Raw genomic sequence first — 10,196 nt, 5'->3', positions numbered from 1 at the left:
CTCAGACGGATCGGCGCGAGGACAATCGAAGACCTCCACAACGCAATCGCCTCGGTCATCGACCTCTACTCAGCCGACGAATGCCAGAACTACTTCAAAGCTGCTGGATATGGAGTCAAATGATGCGGAAGTGCTTTAATAGCTGACGAAATCCGAACCGACCAACGCAAATCCAAAGCCGAGGTCACCTTGACCGATCTTGGTGGTGGTTCCGGCGACGGTGTCAATCACGTACACATCTTGCGTGCCCGCCAGGCGCCCATAGGCCACATCTGCATTCAGCATGTGGAGATTGGCCCATTTCGGTTCGATAAGCCAGGAGGTCTCAAATTTTTTCGCGGTGTCCGTTGTGACATGCGAGACACCGAAAATTCGCTTCCCTGTTTTCTTGTCGCGGAAAACCCGTCTTTGGCGGGCGTACCTGCCTGTGCCTGCGTCACCGCCCTTGGGGAACAGTCGCAAACTGAACTCCTCGCAATACGTGCCCGATTGCTTCACTTCACACGACGGGTCGATATGCGTCTGGGTCGATTCCAGATTTCTCGGAACCTTGGCCAGCTTCTTGGAGCGTTCGGCGTGAGCTGGTGCAAGTCCAAAGAAAAGAAGCGCAACGAACAGCAAGGCAAGTCAGATCATGGTGGCCCCCCAGCGTCACGTCGTTTCCAGCCTAAGCCAAGCCGCGTTTTGCGACAATGTCGAAACTATCGCATGCGCCAAATGCAATGGCGACAGCACGGCCCGGATCATGAATTGAGTCCATTCCGCGCCTCATCTGTTTCGAGAGTGTGCGATTGCACGCGATTTTGGCCCGCTCGCAGTAAGTCTTTCTGGGACTCTGTGAGACACGCGTCGATGACCGGATTTAAAGAAAAAAGCCGTTCGGTTAACTGCCGCCGGGAGTCCACAAAGGGCCAAAGTCGACCGTTGGACTGGCGCGGATCGAATGACAGCCCTGACCAAAAGCAGTTATTGGAAAGCCTAGAGCTCGGTTCATGTGAAGCGCGAAGGGCCGATACAGAATCAACTTGGGAGGCCCTCGCTGGCGCTTCGGGTATTCCCGCGCTGAAATCGATCCTCGATCGGTTTCAGGCGCTGCGGGCCAACGCGTATGAATGGTCGGAGCGATAGGATTCGAACCTACGACCCCTCGCCCCCCAGGCGAGTGCGCTACCGGGCTGCGCCACGCTCCGACTTGAAGCGGCTTGTAGCCAAGCCACCGGCCTTCCGCAATCGCTTATGTGGGTTTAGGCCGCGCGCTTCTCGCGCATCGCGTCGAGCCGGGCTTTCAGGTCGGTCAGGCCGACCAGTGCATCCGCTAGGCGCTCCTGGCTCTCGGGAGCGATCGATGAAGCCATCTCGGCATTGAACGCCTTGGCGACCGTCTGCTGCAGCTCACGTGCCGGGCTTCCGACCGTGCCATTGCCCAGGGTCGCTGCGCCGGACAGCACGGCCTCAAGCCCCTGTTCTGCCAGCAGGGATTTGGCGCCCTTCAATGTCAGGCCGCGCCCATGAACCAGAATCTGGATGGCGCGCAGCGCGTCAATATCCTGCGGACGGAACAGGCGGCGGCCATCGGCACGCTTCACCGGTTTCACATCACGCGGAAATTTCGTTTCCCAATAGCGAAGGACATGCGTTTCGAGGCCCAGTTCTGCGGCTGCCTCTCCAATCGACCGAAAGGCGTTTGCAGATTTCTCGACGCGGTTCCTGATGGCAGTCATATCGCTATCCTTGTATTGGCTCAGCCCTTGTCGACGCGGGCCTTGAGCATGGGGGATGGGCGGAACGTCACCACGCGCCGCGGCGCGATGATGGCTTCTTCGCCGGTTTTGGGGTTGCGGCCTTCGCGGGCGGATTTCGATCGCACCACGAAATTGCCAAAGCGGGAGAGCTTCACCTCGTCTTCATGCTCCAGCGCGGTGCCGATCATGTCGAGTGTGCGGTCCAGAAGGTCCGAGGATTCCTGACGCGTCACGCCCACTTCGCGGACGATTGCATCAGTCACTTCGGCACGGGTCAGGGTCTGGTTGCTCATGAGGTTCTCTCGCCTTTCGTTAATGGATAGCGAATGAAACTTAACGGATTCCTAGCGAAACCGTCAGCTTAATTCGTTGAGATGTTTCGATTTGTCCGATTCGGTCCAAAAATTGTGGATCAAAATGATGCCTGTTGATTAAAGGCGGAACAGGCTCGCACCCCATGAAAACCCGCCTCCCATCGCCTCTGAAAGGATGAGGTCGCCCGGCTTGGCCCGGCCGGTACGCACGGCATGGTTCAGCGCCAGGGGAATCGAGGCGGCTGACGTATTGGCATGCTCGTCGACCGTGATCACGACCTTCTCTTCGGCAATACCCATCTTCTTCGCCACGCCGTCCAGGATGCGCTTGTTGGCCTGATGCGGCACGAACCAGTCAATATCGTCCGCCGTCAGGCCGGTCTCGGTGAGCACGGCCTGGATCGCCGACGAGATATTGGCCACGGCATGCTTGAACACGCGATTGCCCTCCATCCGGACATGGCCGATCGTGCCGGTCGAACTGACACCGCCATCGACATAGAGCAGGTCTGACTTCGTGCCGTCGGTGCGAATATGGTGCGTGATGATCCCCGCATCCTGCGCGCCGGTCCATTCCTCGGCCTCGATCACCACCGCGCCGCCGCCATCACCAAACAGCACAGCCGTGCCCCGGTCCGACCAGTCGAGAATGCGCGTGAATGTCTCGGCGCCAATTACCAGCGCCCGATTGAACAGGCCCTGCTTCAACATGCTGTCAGCCGTGGCGAGCCCGAACAGGAAGCCGGAACAGACGGCCTGGACGTCAAAGGCCGCACCAGCGCCGGTGCCGAGCTTGGCCTGCACCGCCGTCGCCGTCGCCGGGAACGTCCTGTCGGGTGTCGTCGTGGCCAGCACGATCAGGTCGATATCGGTCGCCTCCATGCCGGCGGCGTCCAGCGCCTGCCGGGCCGCAGCGGTCGCGATGTCCGATGTCAGCTCGCCCTCGGCGGCGACATGGCGCCGCTTGATGCCCGTGCGTTCGCGAATCCACTCGTCCGATGTGTCCAGCATGGCCGACAGGTCGTCATTGGTGAGCACCTTCTCCGGAAGGTAGCCGCCTGTACCGCGAATGAAACTGCGACGTGCCATTGAAATCCTTTCCATGCCGACTGCCTTAATCGGCAGCCAGGCCGCCTTCCCTGATTCGCAACAGGTTGGCGATTATCTCGTCCTGATAGTGACTTGCGGCAAGGTCGGCCGCCAGTTGGCAGGCCTGCGCAAATCCGCGCGCATCGGTGCCGCCATGGCTCTTGACCGAAACGCCGCCGAGGCCCAGCAGCACGCCGCCATTCACATTGCTCGGGTCCATCTGACTGCGAAGCTGCTTCAGCCCGCCAGACGCGAACACGGCGCCAAGCTTGGTCATGATATTGGCCGTGAAGGCTTCGCGCATCCGGTTGCCCAACATCCGTGCCACGCCTTCGCCGGCTTTCAGCGCGACATTGCCGGTGAACCCGTCCGTCACCACGACGTCCACAGCACCTTTGGAAATGTCATTGCCCTCGACGAAGCCGCGATAGTCCATGTCCAGTTCCGCCTCGCGCAACCATTCATGCGCCTCGCGCACCTCGTCATGGCCCTTCATCTCTTCTGAGCCGATATTGAGAATGCCGATCGACGGCTTTTCGATGCCCAGCGCCGCGCGCGCATAAGCCTCGCCCATGATGGCAAAGCTGACGAGCTGCGCGGCATCCGCTTCGAGATTCGCGCCGACGTCCAGCACCACGGTGCGGCCGCGCATGGTCGGCCACAGGGCCGTCATCGCCGGGCGGTGGACGCCTTCCATCTTACGCAGGATCAGCATCGAAATCGCCATCAGCGCGCCCGTATTGCCCGCCGACACGGCAGCACCCGCCTCACCGTTCTTGACCGCCTCGACGGCGTTCCACATCGACGATCCCTTGCCCCGGCGCAGCGCCTGGCTCGGTTTCATATCGCTCGTGATGACGCTGTCGGAATGAACCAGCTGGCAACGGCCCGACAGGACGGGATGGGCTGCCACCATGAGCGCCAGTACAGATTCGTCGCCATGCAGCAGCACGGCAATATCCGGGCGTTCGGCCAGCAGGATTGCCACGCCGTCGACCACGACACCGGGCGCAGCATCGCCGCCCATGGCATCAATTGAAAGAATTGTGCCTTCAGCCATTTGAGCCTTCCAAATCAGTCGGAAACGCAATGATTCCTGATAGGCGGTGTTTACGGCGCGTCACGGGGGTTGGCAACGCCGCGCCTGTGCCTGCTACCCCACTTCGGTGGCCGACACCCAGTCAATTGCCCCCTTCAGTATTTCAGCATCGCTCTGCTGCTGCAGACGTATCGCCAGTGCGCACAAATAGGCCGCCAGAGCGGCCCCACGGCCCTTTTGCATCACCCCGTTGCGCTCCAGCACGTCGATCACGGCTGATTCCCCGCCATCACTGTCCAGCGCCTGCGACAGGGCAGTTCCCAGCCCGTAATGCGCCTCGGCCAGTTTTCGGACTTTCCGCGCGATCGAGGAATCGCCGACGCCCTGCTCGCGAAAGGCAGCATCAAATCCGTCCAGCACGCGCGCATTCAGCGCCGCAGCGGTTTTCGCGGGTTCGGTGCCCGAAAGGACGTTCATCCGCCGGATCGCCAGCGCCGCATGGACCGTCACCATCTGCGCACGCCCATCGAACGTGTCGGCAACGTCGCCCGTCAGGTAGAAATCCGGCGCCAGCGCCGCTTTCATCAGCCCGCCATAGGCCTTTCCGGCGGCAGCCTTGCTGGCCCGTCGCCGCGCCAGCCAGCCGATTGAAATTCCCGTCACGATGTACTCCTGTGTTGCCAAGGGGGGTCTGCAGCCGCTAGGTCTTTCGCGAAGCCTTATCAGGAGTTTCTCCATGTCGCGACGTGCGATTTTGGCCATTGGCCTTCTCACCCTGCCCCTCACCGCGTGTCTCACGCCGGCGCGGGATTTCCACGGCTATGTGGCAGACGACGCCCAGCCGCGCGACATAAAGCCGGACGAAGACACACGGTCCTCCGTCCTCGCCCAGCTTGGCAGCCCGTCCACGGAAAGCGTGTTTGACGACAAGACCTGGATGTATATTTCCGACGTGCAGGAGCGCATCGCCTTCCTGAAGCCGAAAATCACCAAGCGCTCGATCACGGCGATCCGCTTCGGCGAGGATGACAAGGTCGACGAAGTTCTAGAATACAATGCCGCAGACGGCGAGCTCATCAATTATGCGGCCCGCGAAACGCCGACCCGTGGTCGCGAACTGGGCCTTTGGGAACAGATCTTCGGCACCGTCGGCGGCGTGCGCCTGCCAAACTCGGACGAAGCCACACCCGGCAACCCGACCGGTCGCCGCCAGTAGCGCAGGCCGCATCCCGAAACAGACAAGCCCTGGAACCCCGGTTCCGGGGCTTTTTCGTTGGGGCTGAGGCCGTATCAGGCGGGAAGTACGTCCATGTCTTGTGTTTACGGCAGTTCGCCATTGCCCATGATTGCGATGCGTCAAACCCGGTCACATAGAACCGCCCTATAGCTCGACTTCATAGAATCGATTGGATCAATGGGTAGAGTAGCGGTATCTTCCCTTATTAGGCGAAAGTGCCGAACAATTTCAGCAATGGGAGAGCGATATGGACGGAAATGATATGGGTAGCGCCGGCAAGTGCCCGGTCATGCATGGCGGGATGACCTCTGCGGGTAGAACGGTCACGGAATGGTGGCCGAACACGCTCAACCTCGACATCCTGAGCCAACACGACACGAAGACCGACCCGATGGGCGAGGACTTCGACTATCGCGAAGAACTCAAGAAGCTCGACGTCACCGCGCTCAAGCATGACATGAAGGCCATCATGACCGAGAGCAAGGCCTGGTGGCCGGCTGACTGGGGTCATTATGGCGGCCTGATGATCCGTCTGGCATGGCATGCCGCTGGCTCCTACCGGCTGTTTGACGGTCGTGGCGGCGGCGGCACCGGCAACCAGCGCTTCGCTCCCCTCAACTCCTGGCCGGACAATGGCAACCTCGACAAGGCGCGCCGCCTGCTGTGGCCGATCAAGAAGAAATACGGCAACAAGGTCTCCTGGGCCGACCTCTACATCCTCGCGGGCAACGTCGCCTACGAATCCATGGGCTTCAAGACCTTCGGTTTCGCCTTCGGACGCCAAGACATCTGGGCGCCTGAAAAGGACGTCTACTGGGGCTCGGAAAAAGAATGGCTGGCCGATAGCATCCTGCGTTATGCCAACGCCGAAGACGCGGCATCGCTCGAAGCCCCGCTCGGCGCCGTCCATATGGGCCTTATCTACGTCAACCCGCAGGGCCGTGACGGCAAGCCTGATCCCCTCAAGTCAGCCCAGGACGTGCGTGTCACCTTCGCCCGCATGGCCATGAATGACGAGGAAACGGTCGCCCTGACCGCTGGCGGACACACCGTCGGCAAGGCGCACGGCAATGGCCTGGAATCCAATCTCGGCCCCGCCCCTGAAGCCGCTCCGATCGAGGAGCAGGGTTTCGGCTGGATCAACCACAAGACCCGGGGCATCGGCCGTGATGCCGTGACCAGCGGCCTTGAAGGCGCCTGGACGACCCATCCGACCAAATGGGACAATGGTTATTTCGACCAGCTGCTCAACCATGAGTGGGAGCTGAAAAAGAGCCCCGCCGGCGCATGGCAGTGGGAGCCTGTCGACATCAAGGAAGAAGACATGCCTGTCGATGTCGAGGATCCCTCGATCCGCAAGATGCCGATCATGACCGATGCCGACATGGCCATGAAGATGGACCCGGAATACCGCAAGATTTCCGAGCGTTTCTACAACGATTTCGAGTATTTCTCGGAAACCTTCGCCCGCGCCTGGTTCAAGCTGACCCACCGCGACCTCGGGCCAAAGGCGCGTTATTTCGGTCCGGAAGTGCCCGCCGAAGACCTGATCTGGCAGGACCCGGTTCCAGCCGGCAAGACCGGTTATGATGTCGATGCCGTGAAGGCAAAGATCGCGGCTAGTGGCCTGAGCATGAGCGACATGGTGTCGACGGCTTGGGACAGTGCCCGCACCTATCGCGGCTCTGACATGCGTGGCGGTGCCAACGGGGCCCGCATCCGGTTTGCGCCGCAGAAGGATTGGGAAGGCAATGAGCCGACCCGTCTTGGCCGGGTGCTGAAAGTGCTCGAAGGCATTGCCGCTGAGACAGGAGCCAGCGTGGCGGACGTGATCGTCCTTGCCGGCAATGTCGGCGTCGAGCAGGCCGTAAAAGCGGCAGGCTTCAATGTGAAAGTGCCGTTTGCACCGGGCCGCGGCGACGCGACCGCGGAGATGACGGATGGCGGTTCGTTCGATGCGATGGACCCGCTCAATGATGGCTATCGCAACTGGCAGAAGGCCGACTACGACGTCAGCCCTGAAGAGCTGATGCTCGACCGGACGCAGCTCCTGGGCCTGACGGCACCGGAGATGACGGTCCTTGTCGGCGGCATGCGTGTCATGGGCACCAATCACGGTGACACGAAGCACGGTGTGTTCACTGACAAAGCGGGCGCGCTGACGACCGACTTCTTCGTCAACGTGACTGACACGGAAAACTACTGGCGGCCCTCCGGCAATGGTATCTACGAGATCCGTGACCGGAAGACGGATGCCGTGAAGTGGACGGCGACGCGCATGGACCTCGTGTTCGGGTCGAATTCGATCCTTCGCGCCTACTCCGAAGTCTATGCCCAGGACGACAACAAGGAAAAGTTCGTGAAGGACTTTGTTGCGGCCTGGACCAAGGTGATGAACGCGGACCGCTTCGACATCGCCTGATCGGCACCCATACCCCAAAGGAAAAGGCCCCGGCGCTCTCGCACCGGGGCCTTTTTTATTGTCGGACTGGACTGGCCTAGTGGCCGGCAAGCACCGCGAGCATCAGCAAGGCCACGATGTTCGTGATCTTGATCATCGGGTTCACAGCCGGACCTGATGTGTCCTTGTAGGGATCGCCAACCGTATCGCCGGTAATCGCAGCCTTGTGGGCCTCAGAGCCCTTGCCGCCATGATGACCGTCTTCGATATACTTCTTGGCATTATCCCAGGCGCCGCCGCCCGAGGTCATCGAGATGGCCACGTACAGGCCGGTCACGATCACGCCCAGCAGCATCGCACCGACAGCCGACAGGGCTGCGCCGGCACCGGCAATCAGGAAGATCACGCCGAACAGGACGATCGGTGACAGCACTGGCAACAGCGATGGCACAACCATTTCCTTGATCGCCGCTTGCGTCAGGATATCCACGGCGCGGCCATAGTCAGGCTTCACTTCGCCTTTCATGATGCCCGGCATTTCGCGGAACTGCCTGCGCACTTCCTCGACCACGGCTTGGGCAGCGCGCCCGACCGCCATCATCGACATGCCGCCGAACAGGAACGGCAGAAGGCCGCCGAACAGCAGGCCGACAACCACGTACGGGCTGGCGATCGAGAAATCGACCACGACATTGTGGAAGAACGTTCCCGGATCGGCCTGCGCAATGAAGTATTTCACGTCCTCCGAATAGGCCGCGAACAGGACCAACGCGCCGAGGCCCGCCGAACCGATGGCATAGCCCTTGGTCACGGCTTTCGTCGTGTTGCCAACAGCGTCCAGCGCATCCGTCGTCTTGCGGACGTCAGACGGCAATTCAGCCATTTCCGCGATACCGCCGGCATTGTCCGTCACCGGGCCGAAGGCGTCGAGGGCAACGATGATACCGGCGAGCGCCAGCATGGTCGTCGTGGCAATGGCAATACCGTAGAGACCTGCAAGATTATACGTCAGCAGGATGCCCGCCATGATCGAGATCGATGGCAGCGCCGTCGACTCGAGCGAGACAGCAAGGCCCTGGATCACGTTCGTGCCGTGGCCCGACTCGGACGCCAAGGCGATCGAGCGGACGGGACGGAACTTGGTCTCGGTATAATAGGCCGTGATGTAAACGATCAGGCCGGTCACAACGAGGCCGGTCACGCCGCAGAAGAACAGGTCGAGGCCTGTAATCTCGCCGGTCATGCCGAGGCGCGCGGCGGCTTCATTCAGCACACCGAAGCCGTTCGGCAACACACTGTTGATGGCGATGGCCAGGCCACCTACCGACAGCACGCCGGTCACGATCAGGCCCTTGTAGAGCGCCCACATCACATCCGTGGAACCCTTGCTGAGGCGCACGAAGAACGTGCCGACGATGGAGGTGATGATACAGACGGCGGCAATCGCCAGCGGCAACATCATCACAGCCGAAATATCAGCCGAGCCGGAGAAGTAGATACCGCCCAGAACCATGGTCGCGACCAGTGCCACGGCATAGGTTTCGAACAGGTCAGCCGCCATGCCGGCACAGTCGCCAACATTGTCGCCGACATTGTCTGCGATGGTGGCCGGGTTGCGCGGGTCATCCTCGGGAATGCCAGCTTCCACCTTGCCCACCATGTCGCCGCCGACATCCGCACCCTTGGTGAAGATACCGCCGCCGAGACGGGCGAAGATCGAGATCAGCGAAGCGCCGAAGCCGAGTGAAACGAGGGCGTCGATGACTTGCCGCTTATCGTCGCGAACCGACAGGTCCAGCTCGAGCGGGCCGGTCAGCAGGCCGTAATAGAGAACGATACCGATCAGGGCGAGACCGACGACCAGCATGCCGGTGATGGCACCTGACTTGAACGCTAATGCGAGACCGGCGCTGAGGCCGCTCTTGGACGCTTCGGTTGTGCGCACATTGGCGCGCACCGACACAAGCATGCCGATAAAGCCAGCTGCGCCCGACAGGACGGCGCCCAGCACGAAACCGAGTGCAGACTTCCAGCCGAGCAGGACGAGCAGGATGACGGCGACAACAACGCCAACCATACCGATCGTGCGATACTGGCGCTTCAGGTAGGCGTTTGCGCCTTCCTGAATAGCCTGCGCGATTTCACGCATACGCTGGTCGCCTGACGGTGCCTTCATGATCGAGTTGATCTGTAGGCATCCGTATAGAACCGACACAACGCCTGCGGCGAGTGCGAGATAAAACCACATGGGGATTTCCTTCCTTCCCTGAGCCTTTGAACGGGCCCGGGTTGGCCCCGGGTCTCCAAAACTTAGTTATTATGAGCCTTTGCCTGCCAGTCGCTCCTTGATGAGGCAACCTGCCTCGCTTCAGGG

Annotated in this window: 10 protein-coding genes and 1 tRNA gene; 3 read left to right on the top strand and 8 right to left on the bottom strand. The window is 61.0% G+C overall.

Annotation, left to right across the window (positions count from 1 at the left end; translation table 11 throughout):
- Positions 1-135: 135 nt before the first annotated feature.
- Entirely contained in the window at positions 136-621 is a 486-nt protein-coding gene (locus ACESNB_RS05500; RefSeq protein ID WP_373005019.1) for a hypothetical protein, read from the bottom strand.
- A 231-nt stretch (positions 622-852) separates the two neighbouring features.
- Here ACESNB_RS05500 and ACESNB_RS05495 point away from each other — a divergent pair, with 231 nt between their 5' ends.
- Positions 853-1,128 carry a hypothetical protein gene (locus ACESNB_RS05495; protein WP_373005016.1) on the top strand — a complete coding sequence of 92 codons (276 nt, stop codon included), beginning with the start codon at positions 853-855 and terminating at the stop codon, positions 1,126-1,128.
- On the opposite strand, the gene ACESNB_RS05490 is transcribed toward ACESNB_RS05495, so the two are convergent.
- From ACESNB_RS05490 to ACESNB_RS05465, 6 genes are all read right to left on the bottom strand, one after another.
- A tRNA-Pro gene (locus ACESNB_RS05490) sits at positions 1,114-1,190 on the bottom strand. The genes ACESNB_RS05495 and ACESNB_RS05490 overlap by 15 nt on opposite strands.
- Before the next feature lie 54 nt (positions 1,191-1,244).
- Positions 1,245-1,721 (bottom strand): MerR family transcriptional regulator, encoded by a 477-nt coding sequence (locus ACESNB_RS05485; protein WP_373005013.1) that lies wholly within the window; start codon positions 1,719-1,721, stop codon positions 1,245-1,247.
- Between the two features lie 20 nt (positions 1,722-1,741).
- Positions 1,742-2,035, bottom strand: coding sequence for an integration host factor subunit alpha (locus ACESNB_RS05480; protein ID WP_373005010.1), 294 nt, complete (start codon positions 2,033-2,035; stop codon positions 1,742-1,744).
- Positions 2,036-2,173: 138 nt separating this feature from the next.
- Positions 2,174-3,145, bottom strand: coding sequence for a beta-ketoacyl-ACP synthase III (locus ACESNB_RS05475; RefSeq protein WP_373005007.1), 972 nt, complete (start codon positions 3,143-3,145; stop codon positions 2,174-2,176).
- A 25-nt stretch (positions 3,146-3,170) separates the two neighbouring features.
- Positions 3,171-4,205 (bottom strand): phosphate acyltransferase PlsX, encoded by a 1,035-nt coding sequence (gene plsX / locus ACESNB_RS05470; RefSeq protein ID WP_373005004.1) that lies wholly within the window; start codon positions 4,203-4,205, stop codon positions 3,171-3,173.
- Positions 4,206-4,298: 93 nt separating this feature from the next.
- Positions 4,299-4,847, bottom strand: coding sequence for a ubiquinol-cytochrome C chaperone family protein (locus ACESNB_RS05465; RefSeq protein ID WP_373005001.1), 549 nt, complete (start codon positions 4,845-4,847; stop codon positions 4,299-4,301).
- A gap of 73 nt (positions 4,848-4,920) precedes the next feature.
- Here ACESNB_RS05465 and ACESNB_RS05460 point away from each other — a divergent pair, with 73 nt between their 5' ends.
- Together ACESNB_RS05460 and katG are read left to right on the top strand one after the other, a co-directional pair.
- Positions 4,921-5,400: an outer membrane protein assembly factor BamE gene (locus tag ACESNB_RS05460; protein ID WP_373004998.1), complete on the top strand. Its 480-nt coding sequence runs from the start codon at positions 4,921-4,923 to the stop codon at positions 5,398-5,400.
- 268 nt (positions 5,401-5,668) lie between these two features.
- On the top strand, positions 5,669-7,843 hold the full coding sequence (gene katG / locus ACESNB_RS05455; protein WP_373004995.1) for a catalase/peroxidase HPI: 2,175 nt from the start codon (positions 5,669-5,671) through the stop codon (positions 7,841-7,843).
- Between the two features lie 76 nt (positions 7,844-7,919).
- On the opposite strand, the gene ACESNB_RS05450 is transcribed toward katG, so the two are convergent.
- Positions 7,920-10,070, bottom strand: coding sequence for a sodium-translocating pyrophosphatase (locus tag ACESNB_RS05450; protein WP_373004992.1), 2,151 nt, complete (start codon positions 10,068-10,070; stop codon positions 7,920-7,922).
- Positions 10,071-10,196 lie beyond the last annotated feature (126 nt).

Origin of the sequence: Hyphomonas sp. (genome assembly GCF_041689225.1) — a bacterium.
Taxonomy (GTDB): domain Bacteria; phylum Pseudomonadota; class Alphaproteobacteria; order Caulobacterales; family Hyphomonadaceae; genus Hyphomonas.
The sequence above is the reverse complement of the archived record's forward strand: the minus strand, read 5'-3'. Positions and strand labels throughout refer to the sequence as shown.

Coding starts and splice junctions, on each gene's coding strand:
- ACESNB_RS05495 (WP_373005016.1), top strand. CDS start 853: ATGACCGGATTTAAAGAAAAAAGCCGTTCGGTTAACTGCCGCCGGGAG.
- ACESNB_RS05485 (WP_373005013.1), bottom strand. CDS start 1,721: ATGACTGCCATCAGGAACCGCGTCGAGAAATCTGCAAACGCCTTTCGG.
- ACESNB_RS05480 (WP_373005010.1), bottom strand. CDS start 2,035: ATGAGCAACCAGACCCTGACCCGTGCCGAAGTGACTGATGCAATCGTC.
- ACESNB_RS05475 (WP_373005007.1), bottom strand. CDS start 3,145: ATGGCACGTCGCAGTTTCATTCGCGGTACAGGCGGCTACCTTCCGGAG.
- plsX (WP_373005004.1), bottom strand. CDS start 4,205: ATGGCTGAAGGCACAATTCTTTCAATTGATGCCATGGGCGGCGATGCT.
- ACESNB_RS05460 (WP_373004998.1), top strand. CDS start 4,921: ATGTCGCGACGTGCGATTTTGGCCATTGGCCTTCTCACCCTGCCCCTC.
- katG (WP_373004995.1), top strand. CDS start 5,669: ATGGACGGAAATGATATGGGTAGCGCCGGCAAGTGCCCGGTCATGCAT.
- ACESNB_RS05450 (WP_373004992.1), bottom strand. CDS start 10,070: ATGTGGTTTTATCTCGCACTCGCCGCAGGCGTTGTGTCGGTTCTATAC.